Consider the following 26,366-nt stretch of genomic DNA (forward strand, 5'->3'; position numbering starts at 1 on the left):
TTTACTAATCCCCCTTTAAAAAACTACTGCAAGCCTAGCTTTAGCGACTTTTTCATATGGTATTTCTACCTGTTTTTTTCTCGTTTTCACTTTGTACTCAATGGTTAAAATATCATTAGCGAAAGCTATTAATATGCCTTCGTATTCTTTCTCTCCATCAATTTGTTCATAAAGTTTAACATTTATGTTTTGATTAATGTTGTTCTCAAAGTCCTCTTTTTTCTTTAACGGCCTTTCAACACCTGGGGAAGAAACTTCTAAGAAATAAGGATCTTTTATCGGATCTAATTCATCTAATTTCTCACTTAATTGTTCAGATACTTCTCCGCATTCAGTAATATCTACCCCACCAGGTTTATCAATATATATACGAAGGAACCAATTCTTTCCTTCTTTAACGTATTCTATATCAACTAATTCTAAACCCTTATCATGGAGAATCGGTAAAACTAATTCTTCTGTTGTTTGAATAACCTGTGAACTCATCGTAATCCTCCTTTACGCTGAATTGTTTATTTCTTATTATGAACTATTCAATTGAATCCTATCTATTCAATATAAAACCCCTGCCCAAAAATACTTGGCAAGGGGAATTCGAGTTCATGAAGAATGGGTATGAAGAAAGAGTGAGCATACGCCCACTCTTTTAACATTTCGTATCATTACTTACCAATAAAAATATATCACAAAAATAACTTTCATGCAAGAATTAGCATTTCCTTACATTTTTGGTATTTTTACAGCGCCCTATCTGGAATTAAATAGTTATCTAACGCTTGTTGTAATGTCGCTCTTATTTCAGCCTTATCTTTTAAACGTATATTTAATTCTACAATCTTTTTAACTATATCTGGTCGTATACCTGTAATAATCGGTTTGCACCCCATCATTACTATTCCATCCAAGAACCTAGAAGTATGCTTCAGTGCCTCGGTGTCGATTTGAACGACACCGGATAAATCAAGAATTAGTGTTTGAATACTTTTCTCGCCGATTTGCATAAGAATCTTTTCTTCAATGACTTTCATACGTATCTCATCCATCGTTCCTATTAAAGGTATAATACTAGTAGTTGATGATATTGGAATCATTGGTACAGATAAATTTTCAACTAATTTTCTTTGTGCTTCTATTAATTCATCCTTATAATTTGAATAACTAATGAAAAAGCCTTTAAAGAACTCATCAATTAACGAATTAATTTCTTTTCCCATTCTAAAAAACTCGTCACTATTTATGGAATGGGAGTTCAATTGATCATAGTCGTATAAAAAATTCCATAAGGTAGTTCTGATTGCTTGAATCCATTCTACTTTTAAAGCCAAAGTTAAATCATGTTTAGCCCAAGCTACGCCCTCTTGATTACCGAATTTAATTACTTTGTCCTCTAATTCATCCACTACATATAAAACTACTGTTAACGCATTTTCAACTAAATTAATATTACCTAATAATTTAATTTCTTCAATTTTATCCCGAACATTAATTGCTTCTTCTAACAACTCTCTTTTAAATACATCTTGATTTTCAATTATAAAATGTTTAATTGTCATATTATCTTTATATTTAAGTTTCAATACCTTCACACTCCAGAACAGATGATAACATTTTGCCTGTATTAATTAACAATATTTTAAAAATTACATCTATCATTATACCATGTAAAATATAATATAATAAAAAGAAAAGAAGCAAGCATTTGCTTGCTATCTCATCTTTAAAATAAGGACAATTGGTTTTTTTCTGCCATACCTTCTAAACTTCCCTGATTATCAAGGTATTCTAACACTGTTTTGGAAATTTTACTTCTTTCCCTAAGGTCTTCTTTAGAAAGAAATTCTCCCTCTTCCCTTGCCTTCACTATATTAATAGCGGCATTAGTACCTAAGCCATCGATTGCATTAAATGGAGGAATTAAACTATTGCCTTCTACTATAAATTCTGTAGCACTTGATTTATATAATTCCACTTTTTTAAAAGAGAACCCTCTCTCACACATTTCAAGAGCCACTTCCAATACTGTCATTAAGTTTTTCTCTTTTGGTGATGCATCATTCCCTTTAGCAGCAATCTCACCAATTCTATTTTTAATAGCAGTCGAGCCTTTTGCCATTGTTTCTAAATCAAAATCATCTGCTCTAACTGTAAAATAAGCAGCATAGAATAATATAGGATGGTGTACTTTAAAATACGCAATACGAATTGCCATTAAAACGTAGGCAGCCGCATGGGCCTTCGGGAACATATATTTTATTTTTTTACAAGAATCAATATACCAATCTGGCACATTGTTTTTTTTCATTTCTACAATCCAATCATCCTGCAATCCTTTCCCTTTACGAACAAATTCCATAATATTAAACGCTAGAGAAGGCTCTAATCCTTTATGCATTAGATAAACCATAATATCATCACGACACCCAATTACATCGGATAATTCACAAATACCGTCATTAATTAAATCTTGCGCATTCCCTAACCATACATCTGTACCATGAGATAAACCAGAAATAATTAATAGTTCCGAGAAAGTGGATGGTTTTGTATCTTCAAGCATTTGTCGAACAAATTTAGTCCCAAATTCAGGAACACCAAGAGTACCAGTCTTACAATTAATCTGTTCCGTAGTTACCCCTAATGATTCTGTACCTGAAAATATTTTCATTACTTCCTTATCATCGGTTGGGATTGTTTTCGGATCAATACCACTTAAGTCCTGTAACATTCTAATAACAGTCGGGTCATCGTGTCCTAGTATATCTAGTTTCAATAAGTTATCATGTATGGAATGGAAATCAAAATGTGTCGTTCTCCATTCACTATTCCGGTCATCTGCTGGATACTGAATTGGTGTAAAATCGTATATCTCTTTATCATCAGGTACTACGATTATTCCACCAGGATGCTGACCTGTTGTTCGTTTTACGCCTGTACAACCTTTTACAAGACGGTCCACTTCCGTATTCTTATAGACAATATTATGATCAGAAGCATAACCTTTCACATATCCATAGGCGGTTTTTTCTGCAACCGTACCTATCGTCCCTGCTCGATAAACATAATCTACACCAAATAATTCTTTTGTATAGTTATGTGCCCTTGGTTGATAATCACCTGAAAAGTTCAAATCAATATCGGGAACTTTATCCCCTTTGAAACCTAAAAATGTTTCAAAAGGAATATCTTGTCCATCTTTAGTTAAAGGATTTCCACAGTTTGGACAAACTTTATCTGGTAGGTCAAAACCACTACCAACAGAACCATCATTAATAAATTCGTTATAATGGCAGTCCAAACAAACGTAATGCGGTGGAAGTGGATTAACTTCAGTAATTTCGGTCATAGTTGCTACGAAAGAAGAACCAACCGACCCACGGGAACCTACTAAATATCCATCTTCAAGGGATTTTTTAACCAGTTTTTGAGAAATTAAATAAATAACAGCAAATCCATTACCGATAATACTATCCAATTCTTTCTCTAGCCGATCACTAACAATCTTTGGTACTGGATCACCGTATATTTTCCTTGCACGTCCATAGGAAAGTTCTCTAATTTCTTCTTCTGCCCCTTTAATAGTTGGTGTAAATAAACCATCTTTTATAGGAGAAATTTCTTCAATAAGGTCAGCAATCGCATTCGTATTTGTAATAACAATTTCTTTTGCCTTTTCCTCCCCTAAAAAACGAAAACAGTCTAACATTTCAACTGTTGTACGAAATGGAGTGTCTGGTAACGTTTGACGGTTTAGAGGATTTCCCGCTTGGGACTTAATTAGAATTTGTCTATATACTTTATCATGCTCATCAATATAATGAACGTTCCCTGTTGCGACAACAGGTTTATCCATACGATCTCCTAATTTTACTAACTTAGATATAATATCAAGTATTTGTGCCTCATTTTGTACCAATTCTTTTTCAACCAGATGAATATAATTAGTTGGTGGTTGAACTTCTATATAATCATAAAACTTAGCAACTTTTTCTGCCTCTTCTTCGGACTTCTGCATCATCGTTTCAAATACTTCCCCTTTATCACATGCAGTACCAATTAAAAGGCCTTCTCGATATTTTTGTAACACGGATCTAGGTATTCTAGGAACACGATAAAAATAATCAATATGGGCAAATGAAACTAACTTATAAAGATTTTTTAATCCCATTTCATTCTTAGCTAAAATAGTACAGTGAAATGGTCTCGAGCGTTGGTAAGCATTCCCTTCACCCATATGATCATTTAACTGATTATGATTAACAATTTCTTTATTAAGTAGTTTTTTAACTAGTTTCCAAAGAATATAACCTGTTGCTTCTGCATCGTAAATGGCACGGTGATGTTGCGTTAATTCAACATCTAAATGCTTACTTATAGTATTTAACCGGTGATTCTTTAATTCTGGGATTAGGAATCTAGCAAGTTCTAATGTATCAATTACTGGGTTTTCCGCTTCATCATAACCAATCTTCTTCAGTCCTTGGTTTAAGAAGCCCATATCGAAGCTTGCATTATGTGCTACTAAAATCGCATCACCCATCCACTCATAATAATCTTTCAATACTTTATCAATATCAGGGGCATTTTTAACCATTTCGTCTGTAATACCTGTAAGATCTATAGTCGTTTGTGATAACGGATGATGCGGATTTGCGAAAGCTTCAAATCGATCAATAATTTCACCATCCTTTATTTTAACTCCTGCAAGCTCTATAATGGTGTCATAAACCGCTGATAGTCCCGTTGTTTCCACGTCAAAAACTACATAAGTGGCTGATTCTAATTCAATATCTTTCTCGTTATATGCGATTGGTACACCATCATCAACTAGATTGGCTTCCACGCCATACAATACTTTTATATTATTTTTCTTTCCCGCAGAAAAAGCTTCTGGAAATCCTTGTACACCAGCATGATCTGTTATAGCTACAGCTTTATGACCCCATTTAGCAGCTTGAGCTATTAATGCTTGCGGTGAAACAACAGCATCCATTTGACTCATCATTGTATGAGCATGGAGTTCAACACGTTTTTCTCCTTCAGCAGATAAATCTTTTCTTGGCTCTACTGTAATTTCATGAATATCATTTGCCATCATACCCAATTCATTTGTATACATATCTGTCTGGATACTTCCTCTTGCTTTAACCCACATTCCTTCTTTTACCGTTTTAAACTTTTCTGCATCTTCGTCCCCTTTAGAAAACATTTTAATAGTTAGAGAATCTGTATAATCAGTCGCTTTAATAATTAAAAGGCTTCGTCCAGAACGTAATTCACGTATTTCCGTTGAGAAGATATACCCTTGAACAACAACACGGCGCTCTTCTTCCAGAATACTTTCCATCTGAATAGGCTCATCTTGAATTTTATATCCTATCATTAAAGGTAGAGATTCTTCTTGATTTCCTTTTTCTTTATCCCGCTTCTCTTTTTCTTTTACGGTTTTTAAAACCAATTGCTGATCTTCTAATGCTTTTTGCTCTTTAAATTTTTCAATATCAGCCAAATTCGTTTTCACTTCTATGTCTATTTGATAAATGGCCATTCCTATTTTTCTACAATAGGACTTAAAACTTTCGTCTAACCGTTTTTTTAATGCATGAGCTTCCGCATCATTTCTAGCAGTTAACATAATCTTATTATTAGTGACTTTTGGTGTTTGGTTTTGGACTAAATCTTTATAAGCAGGAGACAAATTCGTTATAGACGTAATAAAATATTGCCAGTAGCCAATAACCGTATTTTCATCACATATTTTGTTTTCTGTATTAATCGATAACTTAACTTCGGCTATTGGTTGAAATATTTGTTTTAATTTTGAAATAAAAACTTGGTATACATGAGGAGGCAAAACATGATTTAGATGAACGTGGAAATGCCATGTTTTTGACTTTTTATATACTTCTAATTTTTCTAGATAACTATTGGAGAAAAAACTTAACATTTGCTCATCAGTAATTTGTATTTGTTTTAATAATAAGTTCATTTTTTCTTGTTTGGATATATCCATATTTATCCCCCTAAAAACAGGTGTTGGTAAGAAGTATTTTAACTGGTGATTAATACCAAAATAACTTGTAAATTATGCGGAACCCTTGCCAAATATTAGACAAGGGTTCCGTTTACTATTTATTAAAGAAATAATCGTTGTATATCATTCCAGGTCACTACAATCATAAGTAACATTAAGAAAGCAAATCCAATAAAATGGAATACTCCTTCCTTCTCCGGAGGAACAGGTTTTCCCCGAAGTTTTTCAATTCCTACAAATAATAAACGTCCACCATCAAGTGCAGGAAGCGGAACTAAGTTGACAATACCTAAATTTACACTCAGCATAGCTGTCCACATAATTAAACTGATAAAGCCACTTTGAACAACTTGATCCGTAGCGTCATAGATTCCAACAGGGCCTGAAAGAATTTCTAAAGGAACCTGACCGGTGATTAACATACCTAAATTGGTTAATACCATTTTGGTAACGGTATAGGTTTGTTCAAAGCCATATTGTATCGTTCCAATCATGGATTTTTCAAAAGCTTGACGAACCCCTATTTGACCAATAGCGATTGTTTCACCTTTTTCATTCATGGCTTCTACTTCTTTAGGTACAATATTAAGAATCTCCTCTTCTCCATTACGAAGAACGGTTATAGATAATTCCTCGCCAGGATTTTGCCTAACTATACTTGTAAACTCTTCCCATGTAGTAATCGTGGTATCTTCTATTTTAGTAATTTCATCATTTTCTATTAACCCAGCTTGTTCTGCAGGTGTATTAGGCTGGATTTCACCCATTTTTGCTTCATCAACTGGAACACCATGAACTAGTCCAATAATTAAGAATAGAATAATCGCAAGTATGAAATTCATCATTGGACCAGCAAATAATTGCATCGCTTTTTGACCAGCAGTTTTCGAGGCAAACTGACGATCATAAGGTGCAATCTGTGTTTTTCTTTCATCCATAATGAAAAATGCCTTCCGATCGACCTCGAATATAAGTCTCTCGTCCTCGTCCATTTCGTAACCTTCAATAATTAATTCATGATCTAAATCGACGCGTTCAACTTCAATTACTCGCGCATTGGGATGCTTAGATTTATTGTTAACGATTATTTTGTTAACTTTACCAGAATCATTAAACTGTAGCCCTATATGATGCCCTGGTTTTAATTCAATAATTTCTGGATCTTCTCCAGCAACACGTACATATCCACCTGCTGGAATCAAACGGATTGTATATAATGTTTCATTTTTAGTAAATGAAAAAATTTTTGGACCAAAACCGATTGCAAATTCTCGAACAAGCATTCCTGCACGCTTGGCAAAAATCATATGTCCCCACTCATGCACAAACACGAGTAAGCCAAACATAAAGATAAACGCAATAACAGTGGTCAAAGAAAGCACATCCTTTTCCAGTCTAAATAACTTATAGTATCTAAATAAGTTTAACCGTTTATAGAGGTTTGTTCAAGTAAAAAATATGAAATAAACAACTTGTTGAAATCTATTTAGCCCTTTGAAAAATTACAGTTAATACCTATGTGCACTTACTTAGGAAGAAAGTTTATACTCTCCTACTGGCTAGAAGAATTGGATTATATGTAAAAGAGGAATAACAAAAAGTAAGCTATCAAAACGATCTAATATCCCACCATGTCCTGGTAAAATCTTTCCAGAATCTTTCACTCCATAAATTCGTTTCAAAGCTGATTCAACCAAATCCCCAACTTGACCAAAAATAGAAGCAATTATTGTAACTATAATAACGGCAAGTATTGTGTGTGGAAATGGTGTTATTAGGTGGAAAATAACGGAAACCACAACAGCAATAACAATTCCCCCAATTGCTCCCTCAATTGTCTTATTCGGACTAATAGTTGGCCATAGCTTTCTTTTACCAAAAGCTCGTCCGAATAAATAAGCCCCTGTATCTGTAGACCAAACGATTAAAAAGGCAAAGAAAATATTTTTAAGTCCATCCATGCCAGAACCGTCTCTAGTTTCAATCAAATAGTAAAATCCAATTCCAACGTAGAAAGTGGCCATAAGAATAAATCCTGCATGATCAAATGTGAATTTATTTTTTACTAATACAGTATAAGCTAGTAATAGCAAAATAATGATTGTTACCCATTCAAATTTTGAAAAATCTGCTATTAAGAAATGGGTATCACGTAATAATAAAGTCCACAAAATTAAAACAGCTAATATGGCTGGAACAATATAGCCCCCAATTTCCCGCATTCTAATTAATTCGAATAGTGCAATTGTAGCAAGTAGGTAAACGAAAAGTTCGAATGCTAAGCCACCTTTAATAATAAAAGGTATAAATACTATTAGTGCTAATATTGCTGTAATTGTTCGTTGCTTCATTTATTAGTCACCATCCTACAATCCACCATATCTTCTCTTACGATGTTGGTATTCATTTAATGCTTCGTGGAAAACTTGTTCATCAAAGTCTGGCCAAAGAACATCAGTAAACCAGAATTCACTATATGCACACTGCCATAATAAGAAATTACTCAAACGTTTTTCCCCGCTAGTTCTAATTAGTAAATCAGGATCACGAAAATCATTCGTATATAAATATCGTGAGAATAATTTTTCATCTAAAACTTCGCTTGAAACTTTAGATGTCTCCATATCATTTACTAAATGCTTAATTGCTTGAATAATTTCAAACCGCCCACCATAATTTAAAGCAAAATTTAATATCATGCCAGTATTATTCTTTGTTTTTTCCATCGCATAGTCAAAAGCACTCTTTGCATGCTTAGGTAATTCATCTATTTCACCAATTGTATTAATTTTTACGTTGTTTTCCATAATTTCAGGTAAATAAATATGTAAAAATTCTTTAGGAAGTTTCATTAAGAAGTCAACTTCAGGTTTTGGTCTTTTCCAGTTTTCGGTAGAAAATGCAAATAAGGTAAGAACTTCTACGTTCGCATTTGATGCAGCTCTTACTATTTTATTAACTACATGTACGCCTTCCTTATGTCCGGCAACACGCGGAAGACCTTTTTTTTCAGCCCAACGACCATTCCCATCCATAATAATAGCAACATGTTTTGGTACATTTTCTATTTCATCCTGTTTTTCATTTTTTTGTTTCTTTTTTAAAAAAGGAATTCTCATAGACATGGTTGGTCCTCCGAATATTGTTATTGCATACATTCCTTTTACTATTGTTATGTGAAAAAAAGGAAATATATTACGTACCTTATGATAAATAATATTTATAACTCACTATAGTATTAACAAAAGCTAACCCGAATATAAAAGCCCCCTTATAAAAGAGGGCTTTAATCTATTTTACACTTTTTTAGCAGATAAGAAAGTCTAAACTTACTTAGCCTGGGCTTTAATTACTCGCCCCACCATAAAGATTTGCAAAAGTGCAACTAAGGCAATCACCAGCCTAAAAGTAAATGCCAGGTTTTCTAACAGGTTTAAGAAAGATCCATAATGAAAGTATTAAACTTCCATTATTTCGTTTTCTTTATCTTTAGTAAGCTGCTCAATTTGTTTGATTTGGTTATCTGTTTCTTTTTGAACATTATCTTGTAAACCTCTTAATTCGTCTTCAGTAAGTTCACCATTTTTTTCAAGTTTTTTTAATTGGTCGTTTGCATCTCTACGAATATTTCTTACTTGAACACGGTATTCTTCTGCATATTTCCCAACTACTTTTACTAAGTCCTTACGACGTTCTTCCGTTAACGGTGGGATACTGATTCTAATGATGTTCCCATCATTAGAAGGAGATAAACCTAAATCAGCTTTTTGAATTGCTTTTTCAATATCGGATAATGCAGATTTATCATATGGAGTAATAACAAGCATTCTTGCTTCAGGAGCTGACACATTTGCTAACTGATTAATTGGTGTAGACGCACCATAATAATCTACAAAAACATTGTCAAGTAAGCTCGGATTTGCTCTTCCCGCTCTAACTGTAGCTAAGCTTTTTGAGTAAGATTGAACTGCTTGATTCATTTTTTCACGCATTGTGCTCATAACCGTATCTGACATACTTATTTCCCCCTTATTGTTGTTCCAATTGTTTCACCTTGAACAACTTTTTTAATATTTCCTTCTTCTGTAATAGAAAATACAATCAATGGGATATCATTATCCATACATAATGAAGAAGCTGTAGAATCCATTACCCCAAGACCTTCATTTAACATTTCTAAATAAGAAAGGGTCTCATATTTCTTTGCATTCTTATTAATTTTAGGATCGTCGGTGTATACACCATCAACATTATTTTTCGCCATTAAAATTACTTCTGCTTCAACTTCTGCAGCTCTAAGCGCAGCAGTAGTATCTGTTGAAAAATAAGGATTTCCAGTACCTGCCGCAAAAATAACTACACGTTTTTTCTCAAGATGGCGAATTGCTTTTCTTCGTATGTATGGTTCAGCGACTTGACGCATTTCAATAGATGTTTGTACTCGGGTAGGAATCCCAATTGTTTCTAAGCCGTCCTGTAAAGCTAGTGAATTCATTACTGTGGCTAACATTCCCATATAATCAGCAGTGGCACGATCCATTCCCATTTCGCTACCTACTTTTCCACGCCAAATGTTTCCACCGCCTACGACAACAACTACTTCTACACCTAATTCAACGACTTCTTTGATTTGGCTAGCAACAGATTGAATTACTTTAGGAGCTATTCCATACCCTTGCTCTCCACTTAATGCTTCACCACTCAATTTTAACACTATTCTTCGGTATCGTGCTGTTGTCATAATAACCTCCAAGAAAACATTTATTATAATTTTTAAAACATGGTGAAATAGGGAACATTAAAGTCCCCTATTTTTATTTTGTTTTAGTTAATAATCATTCTTTTATAAAATACGCTTATTATTTTTTCATTTGGTTCATTACTTCTTCAGCGAAGTTTTCTTCACGTTTTTCAATACCTTCGCCTACTTCGTAACGTACAAATGCTTTAACAGTTGCACCTTTAGCCGCAACATATTTCTTCACTTTTTGATCTGGATCTTTAACGAAATCTTGTTCTAACAAGCAAATTTCTTGGAAGAATTTGCTTAGACGGCCTTCAACCATTTTTTCAACAATATTCTCAGGTTTACCTTCGTTTAATGCTTGTTGTTTTAATACTTCACGTTCATGATTAACTTCATCTTCACTAACTGCATCACGTGATACATAACGAGGATTTACTGCCGCAACGTGCATAGCAATATCTTTACCTAATTGTTCATCATTTGTACCTTCAAGAACAGTTAATACGCCGATGCGACCACCCATATGTAGATATGCACCAAATACGTCATTATCTGACTTAGTAAAAGTAGTGAAACGTCTTAGAGTAATTTTTTCTCCGATTTTAGAAACTGCTGTATTGATATAAGTTTCTAAAGTTTCACCTTCACCATGAAGTTTTTGTCCAAGTGCTTCTTCAACACTAGATGGCTTTTGAGATAGAATATGTTTTCCAAGTTCAGATAATAAGTCTTTGAACTGTTCGTTTTTTGTAACGAAGTCTGTTTCACAGTTAACTTCTAGAAGAACTGCTGTATTATTTTCCACTTCAATATGTGTTAAACCTTCAGCAGCAATACGGTCTGCTTTTTTCGCAGCTTTAGCAATCCCCTTTTCACGTAGGAAGTCAATTGCTTTATCCATATTTCCTTCCGTTTCTTGAAGTGCTTTTTTACAATCCATCATACCGGCACCAGTTTTTTCACGTAATTCTTTAACCATTTTTGCAGTAATTGCCATGATTATTCCTCCTTATTATCGTTAGTTTTTTATTAAGTATATGTTCAAAAAGAGGGTAAAACAGACCGAATCGGCTTAGTTCGAAGTGTCTTTTTTACCGGACTTTTTGAACGACCTTTTTTAAAAAAGGTGATAAAAGGCTCTTATTCCTCTTATCACCCTCACCTTTTAAAATTACTCTTGATTTGCTACAGCTTCTGCTGCTTCTTCAACAGTTTCTGCTACTTCAGCTTCCTCAGTAACTTCACCTTGTTTCACTTCAAGGATAGCATCTGCCATTTTTGAAGTTAATAGTTTTACAGCACGGATTGCATCATCATTTGCCGGGATTACATAATCAATTTCATCAGGATCACAGTTAGTATCAACGATTCCAACAATTGGAATGTTTAATTTATGTGCTTCAGCGATTGCAATACGTTCTTTACGAGGATCGATTACAAATAGAGCGTCTGGAAGACTCTTCATCTCTTTAATTCCACCTAGGAATTTAACAAGACGTTCTTTTTCTTTTAATAAGTTTACCACTTCTTTTTTAGGTAGTACTTCAAATGTACCATCCTCTTCCATTTTCTCAATATCTTTCAAACGGTTAATACGTTTGCGGATTGTTTGGAAGTTAGTAAGTGTTCCACCTAACCAACGTTGGTTAACATAGAACATTCCTGAGCGAATAGCTTCTTCGCGTACAGATTCTTGAGCCTGCTTTTTCGTACCAACAAATAGAATTGTACCACCATTTGCTGCGATATCTTTTACGAAATTGTAAGCTTCATCAACCTTTTTAACTGTTTTTTGTAGGTCAATGATATAAATACCGTTACGTTCTGTGAAAATGTATTTTTTCATTTTCGGGTTCCAACGGCGTGTCTGATGTCCGAAATGTACACCAGCTTCTAATAATTGCTTCATAGAAATTGCTGACATAAAAATTCCTCCTAATTGGTTTTTTTCCTCCGTTTAGATCATCTTCACATAAACACCACAATAAGTGCGGCACCATTTATGCAAATTACTAAACGTGTGTTTTTTACTCTATTCTTTCAACAAAACATGAGCATTTACACCAAAAGTTAATATACCATATCAATTCTTCATTATCAAGACTAATTCTATTTTTTTTCGTGAAAACGAATAATTAATTCTGCTTCTGTTTTACCACAATCTAATTTTTTCGCTATATCTGTAACAGATAAACTTTGATGATACAACTGTAAAACTTTAGCTTCTAGAGAAGATTCCAAGGAGTCATTTACCTTATCCACATTCTTCAACCATTCTTTTTCTGAACCTTCCATTATATGACTGTCAACCAATTTATTTTTCTTGTCTACCTGAACTTCAATTGGTTTATCACTCTTATTATGGGGGTACCTTTTTAGGTCATTTTTTAATCGAGTATTTTCTTTTTTTATTTCTTCTAAATACTCTTCGAATAGTTGTGCAATTTCAGTTGTGTCTTCTTTCTTCTGTACTTGTTTATTTAACATATAAATAGCGTAGATTGATATGATATGAAGTAAAAAGCTAATAATTAGTAAAAATGAAATCATAAAATCCCCTTCTATATGCACACTTTGAGTTATTTCGGATTCATATTACGATATATATTTTAGTTTATTTAATGTTTTTCGCAATTTAACAATCGCTTTTTTATGAATTTGGGATATACGAGAAGTTGTTAACTCAAGAACATGTCCAATTTCTGTTAACGATAATTCGTTAAAATAAAATAAACTAATTACTAGCTGCTCTTTTTCATTTAATTCTTTAATTCCCTCGACTAATTCTTTTTCTAATTCTTTTTGTAAAATTTTTGACTCTGGTAATTGTGAAGTATCATCTGCAATCGAATAACCAATACCTAATTCCTGCACATGATCTATTTTAGGTTTTTCTTCAATTGATAGAACATTAGAAAACAATGAGTCTTTTATCGTGTTTTCTACTTCATCAACTGTTAACCCTGAATACTTAGCAATTTCCTCTGCATTTGGAGAGCGTTGGTATATTTGTTCAAGATTTTGACTAGCTTGTTCTACTTTTTTAACCTTATCCCTTAATGATCTTGGTAGCCAATCCTCTCTTCTTAATCCATCAATAATGGACCCGCGAATACGAATAGATGCATATGTATCGAATTTTAAGTCGCGATTTGGTTCAAATTTTTTTAATGCATCATATAATCCAATGAAACCAAGGCTTTTAATATCTTCTTTGTTAATACTTTTAGGAAGGTGAATGCACATTCTCTCAACATGAAAATGAACTAAATACTTGTAGTGTTGTATTAACTCATTTGCGTTATTACTATTTTTATCATTTATCCAGTTATTCCATAAATCTTGTTCAAGAGAAGATGGATTATGAGACATAGATTTTAACTCCCCTTCACGAGTAACCATTACACTAATTATATAAATAACGTTTCCTGATTGACTTTTCGGACTTTTAACTGACAACTAACTGGGTCAAATTCAATCGTTCTTCCAACATTTCCACCAACATCAGATGAAATAATTGGAATGTTAAACTTAGTAAGTTGATCTCTAACTGCATCTATATTCCTTGCGCCAATCTTCATTGTTTTAGAATTACTTGCAAATTGAAACATTTGGGCTCCACCGGCCATTTTTGCTTTTAGGGAAAATTTTCGTGCTCCATTAGTTAATAATTTCTCAATTAATATAGGAACAGCAGTATCTGCATATTTAAATTTATTGAAAGTACTTTGCTTCGTTAAGCTTGATTCCGGCAGTAATACATGAGCAAGACCAGCTATTTTCTTTGAACTATCATATATTATGACACCAACACAAGAACCTAATCCAGCTGTACGGATAATATCCGGTGATGTAACGATATTTAAGTCTGCAATCCCAACTTTAACTATTTTCTTCTCTTTAATCATTTTCAATACCTAAAGCTTCAAATATTCTATCTATGGAGTCAGGTTCTGGTAAAAGGAAAAAATGACCCTGAACATTTTCTGTAGAATCACTTACAATGCTAGTATTAATGACAATTGCATAATCAGAAACCTCAGAAATCTCTACTAATCCCGCGGTTAATGTTGCTCCTGCCATATCAACACTTAAATAAGGGATGGAGGGATGCAGATGACATTTAATAAAGTCTGATAATGCAGATAGATAAGATCCAATCACAATATTTCCAGTTTCCTTGAGTGCAGACATTGCCAATTCATCATGAGATAAGTCGTTCATTAATGTAAAATTCTTGTTATCTGTTAAATTCTGTATTAAATTTTCTGCTTCTTCAATAGAAAGTATAAAATAAACTGTACACGGAAATTCACCTTCAATTTGAAATAACAAAGCAACAATCAATTCTTCTGGGCCACCTATTATATCCATCATGTCATTGTAGTCCACTATACTAACTGATGGAACGTTCATATCAATTTTCCTATTAAGTAAAATAGACATGGATGTAGCAGCATTTCCAGCACCGATATTTCCAACTTCTCGTAGAACATCTAATTGCATACCAGTTAAATTTGAATACTCCATGTTTACTTTCCTTCCACTATTTCTTCTAATGCTTCAAGTTGTAAAACCTTATGTAAATCTAATAATATAAATAAACGATTATCTATTTTTGCTACCCCTTCAATATAATTCACGTCAATAGAACCGATAACTTCTGGATTTGGTTCGATCATATCTTCGGGAATATCCATCACATCATTTGCAGAATCTACAATTAAACCTACTTCCATACCGTTTATATAAACTATGAGAATTCGTGTTGCATCCGTTATTTCTGCTTCTTGAAAACCAAATTTTAAACCCAAGTCTATAATTGGAGTAACGACGCCACGTAAATTAATAACACCTTTCACATGTTCGGGAGTTTGTGGAACTCTAGTAATTGGAACCATCCTTTCAATGGAACCAATCTCCTGAACACTAACCGCATACTCCTCTTCTTTCAACTGAAATACAATCATTTTTCTTACCATTGAATTTGTCACGGTAAATTTCCCCTTCTATAATGTGAATATTTTTTGTATAGAAAAATATAAAGAAGACTTGGTTCGGGTGAAGTTAAAACTCCACCTGAAACTTAATCGCCCTTATTTTGAAGCTTGGCGGCACTTATCTCCCGATTGTAAAGGCAGAAGTTTTGGTAACGCCGCATAGATAAAATTTCTTACAAGATAAACGCAACTAGGCATTCATCCTTAAAAGAATTTCAAGATTTATAATCATTTCTTTCCCTTTTGTAAGTCTTGTAACTTCTCTCCGATTTGATTTATAGGTAAAATATAATTTACTTTTTTTGAATTTATTACCGCTTTCGGCATTCCATAAATAATTGCTGTTTCTTCAGACTCTGCAATGACAACGGTATTTTCATTCACTTCTTTTAATTTGAGTATTCCTTGTGTCCCATCGCTTCCCATTCCAGTCAATATAACAGCAATTTTATGAATATCTTCTAATTCAGCAAGTGATTCAAACAAAACATCAACGGATGGTCGATGTCCGTTTCTAGGAGAATCCTCAGCCAGTTGAATGGTCAATGTGTCTCCTCTTTTTTGGACTCTCATATGTTGATTACCCGGTGCAATATAAACCGTTTTTGACTTTATTTGTTCTCCATCTTCTGCTTCTTTGACATATATGTCGTTATTCATATTAAGTCTATTAGCAAGCGATTTAGTAAAACCGGCCGGCATATGTTGTACTATAAGAATTGGAAAAGAATAATTACCAGGGAGATCATTTATTACTTTCGCCAATGCCCTTGGACCTCCAGTAGATGAACCGATTGCTACAATTGCTTTTTCACCAGACCACTTACTAGCCGGATTTTTTATAGTAGGAACTATTTTTTTTATTTCTATATTTTTTTTATCTATTTTTCTTATGGAAGCAGCAGCCACAACTTTCGAAATTATTTCATTTTTAATTGAATCCATATTTAATGAAATAGGGCCTGAGGGCTTTGCAATGAAATCCACAGCCCCTTTAGCCATAGCCTCTAAGACTTGAGTTTTATTATCTTCTGTTTCCCCACTTAACATAATTACTGGTAAAGGGCTTTTTTCCATTAAGATTTCTAAAGCCTGAATTCCGTCCACGATTGGCATTTGTACATCCATAGTGACCACATCAGGAGAGAATTGTTCGATTTTCTTAATTCCATCCATACCGTTTCTTGCAGTAGATATTACATCTATTCTTTCATCACTAGATAAAATATCTGTAATTATTTTTCTCATAAATGCAGAATCATCAATTACAATGACTCGAATCCGCTCCATTTATTCTACCTCTCTATCAGTAGTTGTTTTAGTTTTTGTATAAATTTTGGTTGTATCGAATTAAGTTCAAATGTATTATTTAAATAGTTAACCGTTATTTGTTTTAACGCTTTCGTAATAGACAACTTTTCATTAAAAATATAAGGCTCTTGATGAAGGACAGCCAGTGTAACAGCTTTATCCTCTGGTAAAATTCCCATTTTAAAGATGTCTATTTGCAAAAATTGTTTAATTACCTTCCTAAATTGCTCTAACGCCTGTTCTCCGCTTTTCTGTGATAAACATCGATTCATAATAACCCTTATTGGCATACTAGCTTGATTATTGATTAGTTGTTTTATCATACTGTAAGCATCTGTAATCGAGGTAGGCTCTGGGGTTGTAACAACAATACATTCATCAGCCGCCAAAATAAAAAACAAACTATCTGAATGAATACCTGCACCCATATCAAAAATTATATAATCATAACTATGGATTAGTTCTTTATATTGATTGATAAAAAATTGTTTCTTTTGACCATTTAATGTGAAAAGCTCATTTAATCCAGATCCCCCTGCTATAAATTCCAAACCGTTCTCGTGGACCTCGATAATACTATGAATGGTCTCATTACCATTAAACATATCATTAATATTTTTTTTTGCTGATTTTCCTAATAATATTTCTATATTTCCCATGCCTATATCTAAATCAAATATTAATACTTTTTTTCCATTGTGGATTAAATCTAATGCAAAGTTAATAGCAACATTAGATTTCCCCACTCCACCTTTACCACTTATGATACAAATAGTTTTTGCTTGTTTTGGATTCTTTAACTTTTCTATTCTTCTTCTTAATTGGGTAGCTTGATCATTCTTCATTGTATTCCCCTACGATCAATTCGGCTATCTTATACGGATTTCCTTCTAAAATATCATACGGAACATCCTGGCCATTCGTCATATATGCTATTCCAACTTCTTTTTCCATACAAATATTCAAAAGACTACCAAATTGTCTAGTCTCGTCTAATTTGGTGAAAATTACCTCTTTCATCGGTATATGTTGAAATTGATCATAAATTTCTAAAATATCCTTTGGTTTGGCTGTTAAAGATAAGACTAAAAAGGTTTCCATCTCAATATTTGCATCTAGGTTTTTCAATAAATCCTTCACATATTTTTCTTCTCTGAAATTTCGACCAGCTGTATCAACTAGTATCAGGTCATAAGAATTAAATTTATTAATTGCGTTTTTATAATCTTCCACTGTATAGGCTACCTCTAATGGAACATGGAGAATTTGTGCATATGTTTTTAATTGTTCTACTGCTGCAATCCGATAAGTGTCCATCGTAATGAAGGCAACTTTTTTCTTTTCTTTTAAAACGAGATTGGAGGCAATCTTAGCTAAGGTCGTAGTTTTACCTACACCAGTCGGACCAATAAATTGAATTATTTTTTTACCTGTATTCATTCCATCAAACGAATAATGTTGAAGTGACTTCGTTATTATACGTTTCAACTCTTCTAATATTTGGTTGTTTGTTAAGTTTTTATCTTTATGCTGTTCTATCATCGTATCAATTAAATTTTTAGCGAGTTGGGGAGTAACCTCTTGATTAATTAAATGTTGATAAAACAGCTCATAATTTATTGGATAACTATTAACGTTTTGATTTTTAGATTGTAATTCAACAAATTTCCTTAGTTGCTGGATTTCTTGTAAGACATCCTTATTTGTGGAGTTCCTCTTATTATTAGTATTTTCTTGTTGTATTGAAGAAGGCTTTTCTTTTTTGACTTGAATTGCTTGTTGCGATAATGGCTCAGGATCTAACCCTACAATTACTTCAATCTTCTTTTTTTTAAAGAAGCCTAAAAAGCCTCCTTGAAGTATTTCCCTAGAATTTAAAATAACCGCGTCCGTACCTAATTCTTTACGTATTTGTTTCATTGCCTCCGCTATATTTGGGGCGATATATTTTTTTATTTTCATGCAACATTCACCACTCCAACACTTTGAACTTGAACATCTGGTTCTAATTCATTATAAGATAAAATAATGACATGAGGTAGATATCGATCTAATAATTGTTTAAGGTACATACGTGTAGCTGGTGAGCATAGAACGATAGCTGTATCTTCCTGAATTAATAATTTTTCCACTTCTTGATGAATAGAAGAAATAATGCTTTGTTGCGTTTCAGGATCTAAGGACAAATAATTTCCATGCTCTGTTTGTTTCACATGCTCCGCAATCGTTTTTTCTACTTTTCCAGATATGGTAACAACATTTAACGACATGTCTTCTTTCATATATTGTTTTGTAATCTGGGCGGATAGAGATTGTCTGACATACTCACCTAATAGTTCCGTGTCATTCGTCATTTTAGAGAAATCAGCAAGTGTTTCAAATATAATAGGTAAATTCCGTATTGAAATATTTTCTCTTAATAATTTAGAAAGAACCTTTTGTACTTCGCCTACTGATAGTGGGTCCGGTGTAACTTCTTCCACTATGATTGGATAGCTTTCTTTCAAATGATCGATTAATTGTTTTGTTTCTTGTCTTCCTAATAAAATATGTGCGTGTTGTTTAATAACTTCTGTAATATGGGTTGACACTACAGATGGAGGGTCTACAACTGTATAACCTGATAATTCAGCTTCATCTTTTAGTTCTTCACTAATCCATTTTGCCGGAAGACCGAATGCGGGTTCTTTTGTATCTATTCCGTCCATTTCATCTTCCTCTTCAATTCCGGGTGCCATCGCCAAGTAATGATCTAATAATACCTCGCCTGTTGCTACTTCATTTCCCTTAATTTTCAATCGATATTCATTCGGTGCTAATTGAATATTGTCACGTATCCGAACAACCGGGATAACAATTCCTAATTCTAAAGCAAGCTGTTTACGAATCATAACAATTCGATCAAGTAAATCTCCACCTTGATTTGTATCCGCTAAAGGAATAAGGGCATAACCAAATTCAAATTCAATTTGATCCATACTCAACAGATTCATTACATTCTCTGGGGTTTTCATCTCGTTACTTTCTATCTGAATATCTTCTTCTACATCTGGAATTTCTGTTTCTTTTGTTTGATTTTCTAAAATATATCCACTACCAGCTAACAAAAGTGCAATGAATGTTGTTAGAAAAAAGTTAATAGGGGTTAAACCCAACAAAAAGATAGTTCCAGCTGCTATATATAACATTTTTGGATACTGAAATAACTGAGTAGTTACTTCTGAACCTAAATTATCTTTCCCACCTGAACGTGTTACGACAATCCCTGTTGCAGTAGATATCAATAGTGCTGGTATTTGACTTACTAATCCATCTCCGACTGTTAGGCGAGTGAATGTATTAATAGCTTCATTAAATGGCATATCCATTTGAACAATTCCAATAATAATTCCGAATAAAATATTTATTAAGACGATAATAATTCCCGCAATTGCGTCCCCTTTTACAAATTTACTAGCACCATCCATTGCTCCATGAAAATCCGCTTCATTTTCTACTTGTTCCCGTCTTTCTTTCGCCTCTTTTTCAGATATAAGACCGGCATTTAAATCAGCATCTATACTCATTTGTTTCCCGGGCATCGCATCAAGAGAAAAACGAGCAGCAACCTCAGAAACACGTTCTGACCCTTTTGTAATAACTAAAAAATTTATAATAACCAAAATAATAAAAACAACAAAACCAACTAGAGGATTACCCCCAATAACGAATGAACCAAACGTATCGACAACTCCCCCTGCATCACCTTCAGAAAGGATAGATCTAGTCGTGGAAACATTCAATGCTAAACGAAATAAAGTTAATAATAAGAGTAATGTTGGAAAGACAGAAAACTCTAACGTGGAATTTGTATTCATTGCTACTAATATAACTATTAGGGATAATGAAACATTTAATAGAAGAAGCACACTTAATAGACCACCAGGTAACGGTACTACTAACATAACAATAATGACTATTACACCTATTAATACTGATAAATCTTTTGCTTTCACGATGGTCTCTCCTCAAATTAAACATTTTTTTCCACTCGATAGACATAAGCTAATATTTCAGCAATAGCTTGATAAAATTCTTCGGGTATGACATCCCCAACTTCAATTACTTTATAAAGTGACCTTGCTAATGGTTTATTTTCAACCATATAAATATTATTTGCTTTCGCGATTTCTTTAATTTTTAATGCAGTATGGTCAGTTCCCTTTGCTAAGACATATGGTGCTGTTGCAATTTCTTCATCATATTTAATTGCAATTGCAAAATGAGTCGGATTCGTAATGATGACGTCCGCGTTTGGTACTTCACTCATCATTCTTCGGGTTGCCATTTCTCTTTGAATGGCTTTCCTTTTAGATTTAATTAAAGGGTCACCTTCCATATTTTTATACTCATCTTTAATATCTTGTTTCGACATTCTCATATTTTTTTCATAGTCAAATCGTTGATATGCAAAGTCAAATATAGACAAAAACAATAATGCAATAATAGCCGCTATTCCCATTATCATCGTAATTCTAGAAAAAAAAGATAATGCTCCATTGGCATTTAAAAAAGCCGTCATTAACATATCATCTTTATAAATCCAAATAATGAAAAAAGTAATGGAACCAACAAACGTTATTTTTAATAAAGATTTTAGTAATTCGACTAGCGCTCTAATAGAAAATATACGTTTCGCTCCTTGAATTGGGTCTATTTTTTTCAGATCAAATTTCAATGGTTCGGTTGTAAATAAAAATCCAACTTGTGATAAGTTAGCAATTAATCCACCGATTAAACCTAATACCATAATAGGAGCTACTATTTTTCCTGTTTCTAAAACGACTCCAGTAAATAATCGCTGCGTCGTTTCTTCAGTAATGTTCCAACTTATCAAATCAGTAAAAGTATGCTTGTACAAGTCCAACATATGACCTAACATATAATTACCAAAAATAATTAAACCAATCATACAAAACAACAAAAGTAAAGCTGTATTTACGTCCTGACTTTTGGAAACTTTACCTTTCTTTCTTTCATCTTGTCTTTTTTTCGGGGTGGCCTTTTCCGTTTTTTCTCCTGCAAAAAATTGTAAATCTAATTTCATTTGCAAACTAGCCACCCCCAAATAAATTCATAAGATTTCTCATGGTTATAAACATTAACTCAAATATTTTTTTAGCAAGTGTGTAATATAAGCTTAAAAAAACAAAAATCGCAATAAAACTAACGAGAATTTTTAACGGAAGTCCAACTACGAATACATTGAGTTGTGGTACAGCTCTTGCAACAATCCCTAATGCTATATCTACCAAAAATAAACATCCTACAATAGGTATAGCCATTTGAAAAGCAATTAGAAACATATTATTAAAGCTATCTATTACAAAATCGGCTATCGACTTGTTACCAAATGGGATAAATTGGTCCATACCAATGAAATCATAACTGTTTACTATTCCATCAATAATCAGATAGTGACCATTTACTGATAATAAAAAAAGTAGTGATACAATATTTAGGAATTGCCCTGTTAAAGGACTCTGGGCTCCTGTCTGTGGATCCATCACATTGGCAATGGCAAACCCCATTTGGAAATCTATAAAGCCCCCAGCAACTTGTACGGCAGAAATAATAACAAAAGCAATTAGACCGATTAATAAACCTACCAAAATCTCTTTCATTAATAAAAATAAATACGTATGGTCAATTATTAAAGTAGAACTTTCTACTGTGTAAAACATAATTAACGCTAAAAAGAAACTAAACCCAAGCTTAAATGGTAAAGGGATCGTTCGATAAGAAAACAAAGGCATTGTTACAAAAAAAGAAAAAACACGTGCAAATAAAAGCAATAATATTGGAAAACTAACAATAGATTCTCCTAACATACATTACCCTGCAAACTGATTTAGATTTTGAAAAGTATTAACAGTAAAGTCAACGATTAAGTTAAGCATCCATGGTCCAAAAAAAACTAATCCTACTAATACTGCTATAATTTTTGGAACGAATGCCAATGTTTGTTCCTGTATTTGGGTTGTTGCTTGGAAAATACTGATGATTAATCCAACTGCAACAGCTAAAATCAGTAACGGTCCTGCTATAAGTAATAATGTATAAATTGCATTTTCTGCCAACGATATTACATTTTCACTGCTCATTTTTCTGTGCCTCTTTCAATGTAAATTACTCTTTATAGTGAGTGTTCAAAAAGGAGGGTAAAAATTAGAAAACTTGGCAGACGGGAAAGATTTTATACTTTCCTTACTGCGAACCAAGGACGTGGCGGAACTCCTTAGTACGATGTGTCTTTTTACCAGGCTTTTTGAACATCCTCTTAAAAACTTTGTAACAATGAATTCGTTATTAAATACCATCCATCAACTAGTACAAATAACAGGATCTTAAACGGTAAGGAAATCATAACTGGTGGAAGCATCATCATCCCCATTGACATTAAAATACTAGCTACTGCCATATCAATAATTAAAAATGGAATAAAAATCATAAAGCCCATTTGAAATGCTGTTTTCAGCTCACTTATGGCAAACGCCGGTACTAAAGTCGTAAGAGGAATCTCTTCTAAACTTTCCGGTCTTTCCGCATTTGTATAATTTAAAAATAATGCTAAATCTTTCTGCCTTGTATGTTTTGCCATAAATTCCTTTAGTGGTGTACTAGCTCTAGTGTACGCTTCATCTAACGTTATTTTCTCATCAAATAAAGGTTCTAACGCGTCTTCATAAACATTATTAAAAGTCGGTGCCATAATAAAAAAAGTTAGAAATAATGCTAGCCCAATTAATACTTGATTTGGTGGCATTTGTTGGGTTGCTAGTGATGTTCGGACAAACGACAAAACAATAATGATTCTAGTAAAACAAGTCATTAATATTAATATTCCAGGCGCTAAAGATAAAACTGTTAATAATAATATTAGCTTTACAGATGTAGCGACATTCGTTGGGTCTGAACTTGAAAACATATCTATGAAATCATTCATGTTTATCTTCCTTCTGCTTACGAATCAAATCATTGCGATTTTGTTTCAATTTTTCAAGCTCATTTGAAAATAATCGTTTAAAATCGTTTTTATTATTGGTTTTTGCGTCAGAAGAACCAAACGATGGCAACAATGAACTAATCATTGTCTCATTGGATGTATTCATATTATTTATTAGTTCTTGTTTCATTTCTTCATCGGTAATTTCTTCTAACAAATTAATGTCGTCACCTACACCAATTAAATATACTTTAGGTCCCACCCGAATAATTTGTATTGATTTGCTTTGTCCTAATGATATACCACCTATGTTTTCTAACATTTTTCCTTTTGGAGTTAATTTGTTCCGCTGATTTAAAAACTTTAACACAATGTAGATAAGTGCTAAAACAAGAATTAGCGCAAAAAACATTTTTATTAAATCAAATAGAACAGATCCTTGATTAGAATCCTCCGAAAGTATATTTTTATTTTCTTGAGGCTCTACGTTTGTAATCTCTTCATCACAATTCTCTTCAGCTTCTATACAATCCATTACATTTTCAGGAGATGCATTAACATCCATTGGAGATGCAATAGTAAAATAAAGAAAACAGACAAGAAAACCTAACAGGTATTTTCTACACAACTTGCTCACTCACTTCTAACCTATCACTTTTTGAATTGCTTCAATTACACGATCAGCCTGAAATGGTTTTACAATAAAGTCTTTTGCTCCGGCCTGGATTGCATCAATAACCATTGCTTGTTGCCCCATTGCGGAACACATAATAATTTTTGCTTCAGGATTAATTTGTTTAATTTCTTTTAAAGCAGTAATTCCGTCCATTTCCGGCATCGTAATATCCATTGTAACTAGATCAGGAGATAATTCTTTATATTTTTCTACAGCCTGTGCTCCATCTTGAGCTTCTCCTACTACTTCATAACCATTTTTCGTTAAGATATCTTTAATCATCATGCGCATAAATGCTGCATCGTCAACGATTAATACTTTTTTACTCATTATATTTTCCCCCTAATAATTTTTTAAAAATATGTCTAGCTCCTGCGCCCAGCGACTAACTAGACTTCCTTCACCTTCGTACATCGCTACGACGCAGAGGACGTCGCGCCCTTAGCCTATATGGGCCGCTTTTCCTATTTTAATTTCATTAATCTATCTGTTTTACTTACAATGTCTGTAACTCTGACACCAAAGTTTTCGTCTATTACAACAACTTCCCCTGTAGCAATCAACTTATTATTAACGAGAATATCTACGGGTTCACCTGCCAATTTATCTAGTTCAATGATAGAACCTTTGCTAAATTCAAGTATATCCCTAATGGCACGCTTTGTTCTTCCTAATTCTACTGTTACATTTAATGGAATGTCCATAAGCATATCCAAATTTCGGTGTTCATTTTGATTCAAATTGACTCTTTCAAGATTTGAAAAAGAAGCTTCTTGAACGTTTGATTGTTCTGGCAACATACTATTCCCTATAAACTGTGGATTATATGGTTGTTCCGAATGATTTGAAACAGGTTCTGAATAACGATTTTCATTTGTTTGTTCTGAATGGTCTAATTCAGGTTTATTTTCAAATTCGGTTAAATTAGTCATTTCCGGTTGAGCCTCGTTAGGTTCGTTTAACAGCTGGGATACAGTTTGTTTCGCAAAACTAATAGGCATCAACTGCATCATATTAGAATCAATTAAATCCCCAATTTTTAATGTGAAAGAAATCTTCACATACGATTCTTCTTGAAAAATATTTTCCTGATCTACTGTATCGTCGATTACAGATGGTGGAGATATATCTACTTTCGTGTTAAATATAGTCGACATACTAGTAGCTGCAGTACCCATCATTTGGTTCATCGCTTCTTGCACAGCACTTAAATGGATTTCATTCAATTCTGTATCTGGATTTAAACCATCTCCACCAAGCATTACATCAGCAATAATGGCTGCATCAAGTGCTTTAATAATGAATACATTTTTTCCTGTTAATCCTTCTACATAATTTACTTGAACACTAACAGGTTCAAACGTTATAGAGTTATCTAAATCCGCTTTATTTATGATTGAAACCTCAGGTACTGTGATTTCTACCTTCTGATTTAGGAGTGTAGATAAAGTGGTAGCAGAACTTCCAAATGAAATATTTCCAATTTCTCCTAACGTATCAATTTCTATACTTGTTAGTTTTTCCTCCGTTTTATTTTCATGAGAATCTTGAGCATCACCATTTGAACCAATGTTTAAAAGTGCATCAATCTCCTCTTGTGTTAACATTCCATCATC

Annotated in this window: 26 protein-coding genes; all 26 read right to left on the reverse strand. The window is 33.3% G+C overall.

Annotated features, from left to right (window positions below; genetic code table 11):
* Window positions 1-15 precede the first annotated feature (15 nt).
* Window positions 16-486, reverse strand: coding sequence for a ribosome maturation factor RimP (gene rimP, locus A9178_RS02685; RefSeq protein WP_068672365.1), 471 nt, complete (start codon window positions 484-486; stop codon window positions 16-18).
* Between the two features lie 251 nt (window positions 487-737).
* Window positions 738-1,577, reverse strand: a complete 840-nt coding sequence (locus A9178_RS02690) for an STAS domain-containing protein (RefSeq protein WP_068672366.1) — start codon at window positions 1,575-1,577, stop codon at window positions 738-740.
* 140 nt (window positions 1,578-1,717) lie between these two features.
* Window positions 1,718-6,010 (reverse strand): PolC-type DNA polymerase III, encoded by a 4,293-nt coding sequence (locus A9178_RS02695; RefSeq protein ID WP_068672367.1) that lies wholly within the window; start codon window positions 6,008-6,010, stop codon window positions 1,718-1,720.
* A gap of 122 nt (window positions 6,011-6,132) precedes the next feature.
* Entirely contained in the window at window positions 6,133-7,404 is a 1,272-nt protein-coding gene (gene rseP / locus A9178_RS02700) for an RIP metalloprotease RseP (RefSeq protein WP_068672368.1), read from the reverse strand.
* A 186-nt stretch (window positions 7,405-7,590) separates the two neighbouring features.
* Entirely contained in the window at window positions 7,591-8,382 is a 792-nt protein-coding gene (locus tag A9178_RS02705) for a phosphatidate cytidylyltransferase (protein ID WP_068672369.1), read from the reverse strand.
* A 15-nt stretch (window positions 8,383-8,397) separates the two neighbouring features.
* Window positions 8,398-9,156 (reverse strand): undecaprenyl pyrophosphate synthase, encoded by a 759-nt coding sequence (locus A9178_RS02710; RefSeq protein WP_068672370.1) that lies wholly within the window; start codon window positions 9,154-9,156, stop codon window positions 8,398-8,400.
* Between the two features lie 333 nt (window positions 9,157-9,489).
* On the reverse strand, window positions 9,490-10,047 hold the full coding sequence (gene frr, locus A9178_RS02715) for a ribosome recycling factor (protein WP_068672371.1): 558 nt from the start codon (window positions 10,045-10,047) through the stop codon (window positions 9,490-9,492).
* Between the two features lie 2 nt (window positions 10,048-10,049).
* Window positions 10,050-10,772 (reverse strand): UMP kinase, encoded by a 723-nt coding sequence (gene pyrH / locus A9178_RS02720; protein ID WP_068672372.1) that lies wholly within the window; start codon window positions 10,770-10,772, stop codon window positions 10,050-10,052.
* Window positions 10,773-10,890: 118 nt separating this feature from the next.
* Window positions 10,891-11,775, reverse strand: a complete 885-nt coding sequence (tsf, locus tag A9178_RS02725; RefSeq protein WP_068672373.1) for a translation elongation factor Ts — start codon at window positions 11,773-11,775, stop codon at window positions 10,891-10,893.
* Window positions 11,776-11,949: 174 nt separating this feature from the next.
* Window positions 11,950-12,702, reverse strand: coding sequence for a 30S ribosomal protein S2 (rpsB, locus tag A9178_RS02730; RefSeq protein WP_068672374.1), 753 nt, complete (start codon window positions 12,700-12,702; stop codon window positions 11,950-11,952).
* A 185-nt stretch (window positions 12,703-12,887) separates the two neighbouring features.
* Window positions 12,888-13,328: a DUF6115 domain-containing protein gene (locus A9178_RS02735; RefSeq protein ID WP_068672375.1), complete on the reverse strand. Its 441-nt coding sequence runs from the start codon at window positions 13,326-13,328 to the stop codon at window positions 12,888-12,890.
* A gap of 45 nt (window positions 13,329-13,373) precedes the next feature.
* On the reverse strand, window positions 13,374-14,150 hold the full coding sequence (locus tag A9178_RS02740) for a FliA/WhiG family RNA polymerase sigma factor (protein ID WP_068672376.1): 777 nt from the start codon (window positions 14,148-14,150) through the stop codon (window positions 13,374-13,376).
* Window positions 14,151-14,188: 38 nt separating this feature from the next.
* Window positions 14,189-14,686 (reverse strand): chemotaxis protein CheD, encoded by a 498-nt coding sequence (locus tag A9178_RS02745; RefSeq protein WP_068672377.1) that lies wholly within the window; start codon window positions 14,684-14,686, stop codon window positions 14,189-14,191.
* Entirely contained in the window at window positions 14,679-15,308 is a 630-nt protein-coding gene (locus A9178_RS02750; RefSeq protein ID WP_068672378.1) for a chemotaxis protein CheC, read from the reverse strand. The genes A9178_RS02745 and A9178_RS02750 overlap by 8 nt, the downstream gene beginning before the upstream one ends.
* Before the next feature lie 2 nt (window positions 15,309-15,310).
* Window positions 15,311-15,760 carry a chemotaxis protein CheW gene (locus A9178_RS02755; protein WP_068672681.1) on the reverse strand — a complete coding sequence of 150 codons (450 nt, stop codon included), beginning with the start codon at window positions 15,758-15,760 and terminating at the stop codon, window positions 15,311-15,313.
* A 246-nt stretch (window positions 15,761-16,006) separates the two neighbouring features.
* Window positions 16,007-17,068, reverse strand: coding sequence for a protein-glutamate methylesterase/protein-glutamine glutaminase (locus A9178_RS02760; RefSeq protein WP_068672379.1), 1,062 nt, complete (start codon window positions 17,066-17,068; stop codon window positions 16,007-16,009).
* Window positions 17,069-17,073: 5 nt separating this feature from the next.
* Window positions 17,074-17,934, reverse strand: coding sequence for a MinD/ParA family protein (locus tag A9178_RS02765; protein ID WP_068672380.1), 861 nt, complete (start codon window positions 17,932-17,934; stop codon window positions 17,074-17,076).
* Entirely contained in the window at window positions 17,924-19,051 is a 1,128-nt protein-coding gene (gene flhF / locus A9178_RS02770; RefSeq protein ID WP_068672381.1) for a flagellar biosynthesis GTPase FlhF, read from the reverse strand. The genes A9178_RS02765 and flhF overlap by 11 nt, the downstream gene beginning before the upstream one ends.
* Entirely contained in the window at window positions 19,048-21,084 is a 2,037-nt protein-coding gene (flhA, locus tag A9178_RS02775; RefSeq protein WP_068672382.1) for a flagellar biosynthesis protein FlhA, read from the reverse strand. The genes flhF and flhA overlap by 4 nt, the downstream gene beginning before the upstream one ends.
* 17 nt (window positions 21,085-21,101) lie before the next feature.
* Window positions 21,102-22,181, reverse strand: a complete 1,080-nt coding sequence (gene flhB / locus A9178_RS02780; protein WP_068672383.1) for a flagellar biosynthesis protein FlhB — start codon at window positions 22,179-22,181, stop codon at window positions 21,102-21,104.
* A 1-nt stretch (window position 22,182) separates the two neighbouring features.
* The gene (gene fliR, locus A9178_RS02785; RefSeq protein ID WP_068672384.1) at window positions 22,183-22,959 is read right to left on the reverse strand and encodes a flagellar biosynthetic protein FliR; all 777 of its coding nucleotides are present in this window, start codon (window positions 22,957-22,959) and stop codon (window positions 22,183-22,185) included.
* Between the two features lie 3 nt (window positions 22,960-22,962).
* Window positions 22,963-23,232: a flagellar biosynthesis protein FliQ gene (gene fliQ, locus A9178_RS02790; RefSeq protein ID WP_068672385.1), complete on the reverse strand. Its 270-nt coding sequence runs from the start codon at window positions 23,230-23,232 to the stop codon at window positions 22,963-22,965.
* A gap of 176 nt (window positions 23,233-23,408) precedes the next feature.
* Window positions 23,409-24,074, reverse strand: coding sequence for a flagellar type III secretion system pore protein FliP (gene fliP, locus A9178_RS02795; RefSeq protein WP_068672386.1), 666 nt, complete (start codon window positions 24,072-24,074; stop codon window positions 23,409-23,411).
* The gene (locus A9178_RS02800; protein ID WP_231889780.1) at window positions 24,067-24,702 is read right to left on the reverse strand and encodes a flagellar biosynthetic protein FliO; all 636 of its coding nucleotides are present in this window, start codon (window positions 24,700-24,702) and stop codon (window positions 24,067-24,069) included. Before A9178_RS02800 ends, fliP begins: the two co-directional genes overlap by 8 nt.
* A gap of 15 nt (window positions 24,703-24,717) precedes the next feature.
* Window positions 24,718-25,080 (reverse strand): response regulator, encoded by a 363-nt coding sequence (locus A9178_RS02805; RefSeq protein WP_068672387.1) that lies wholly within the window; start codon window positions 25,078-25,080, stop codon window positions 24,718-24,720.
* Between the two features lie 134 nt (window positions 25,081-25,214).
* Window positions 25,215-26,357: a flagellar motor switch phosphatase FliY gene (fliY, locus tag A9178_RS02810; protein WP_068672683.1), complete on the reverse strand. Its 1,143-nt coding sequence runs from the start codon at window positions 26,355-26,357 to the stop codon at window positions 25,215-25,217.
* Window positions 26,358-26,366: the final 9 nt, after the last annotated feature.

The sequence above is a fragment of the Oceanobacillus sp. Castelsardo genome (assembly GCF_001659985.1).
GTDB lineage: Bacteria > Bacillota > Bacilli > Bacillales > Amphibacillaceae > Oceanobacillus.

Coding starts and splice junctions, on each gene's coding strand:
- rimP (WP_068672365.1), bottom strand. CDS start 486: ATGAGTTCACAGGTTATTCAAACAACAGAAGAATTAGTTTTACCGATT.
- A9178_RS02695 (WP_068672367.1), bottom strand. CDS start 6,010: ATGGATATATCCAAACAAGAAAAAATGAACTTATTATTAAAACAAATA.
- A9178_RS02705 (WP_068672369.1), bottom strand. CDS start 8,382: ATGAAGCAACGAACAATTACAGCAATATTAGCACTAATAGTATTTATA.
- A9178_RS02710 (WP_068672370.1), bottom strand. CDS start 9,156: ATGTCTATGAGAATTCCTTTTTTAAAAAAGAAACAAAAAAATGAAAAA.
- frr (WP_068672371.1), bottom strand. CDS start 10,047: ATGTCAGATACGGTTATGAGCACAATGCGTGAAAAAATGAATCAAGCA.
- pyrH (WP_068672372.1), bottom strand. CDS start 10,772: ATGACAACAGCACGATACCGAAGAATAGTGTTAAAATTGAGTGGTGAA.
- tsf (WP_068672373.1), bottom strand. CDS start 11,775: ATGGCAATTACTGCAAAAATGGTTAAAGAATTACGTGAAAAAACTGGT.
- rpsB (WP_068672374.1), bottom strand. CDS start 12,702: ATGTCAGCAATTTCTATGAAGCAATTATTAGAAGCTGGTGTACATTTC.
- A9178_RS02735 (WP_068672375.1), bottom strand. CDS start 13,328: ATGATTTCATTTTTACTAATTATTAGCTTTTTACTTCATATCATATCA.
- A9178_RS02740 (WP_068672376.1), bottom strand. CDS start 14,150: ATGTCTCATAATCCATCTTCTCTTGAACAAGATTTATGGAATAACTGG.
- A9178_RS02745 (WP_068672377.1), bottom strand. CDS start 14,686: ATGATTAAAGAGAAGAAAATAGTTAAAGTTGGGATTGCAGACTTAAAT.
- A9178_RS02750 (WP_068672378.1), bottom strand. CDS start 15,308: ATGGAGTATTCAAATTTAACTGGTATGCAATTAGATGTTCTACGAGAA.
- A9178_RS02755 (WP_068672681.1), bottom strand. CDS start 15,760: ATGGTAAGAAAAATGATTGTATTTCAGTTGAAAGAAGAGGAGTATGCG.
- A9178_RS02760 (WP_068672379.1), bottom strand. CDS start 17,068: ATGGAGCGGATTCGAGTCATTGTAATTGATGATTCTGCATTTATGAGA.
- A9178_RS02765 (WP_068672380.1), bottom strand. CDS start 17,934: ATGAAGAATGATCAAGCTACCCAATTAAGAAGAAGAATAGAAAAGTTA.
- flhF (WP_068672381.1), bottom strand. CDS start 19,051: ATGAAAATAAAAAAATATATCGCCCCAAATATAGCGGAGGCAATGAAA.
- fliR (WP_068672384.1), bottom strand. CDS start 22,959: ATGTTAGGAGAATCTATTGTTAGTTTTCCAATATTATTGCTTTTATTT.
- fliQ (WP_068672385.1), bottom strand. CDS start 23,232: ATGAGCAGTGAAAATGTAATATCGTTGGCAGAAAATGCAATTTATACA.
- fliP (WP_068672386.1), bottom strand. CDS start 24,074: ATGAATGATTTCATAGATATGTTTTCAAGTTCAGACCCAACGAATGTC.
- A9178_RS02805 (WP_068672387.1), bottom strand. CDS start 25,080: ATGAGTAAAAAAGTATTAATCGTTGACGATGCAGCATTTATGCGCATG.
- fliY (WP_068672683.1), bottom strand. CDS start 26,357: ATGTTAACACAAGAGGAGATTGATGCACTTTTAAACATTGGTTCAAAT.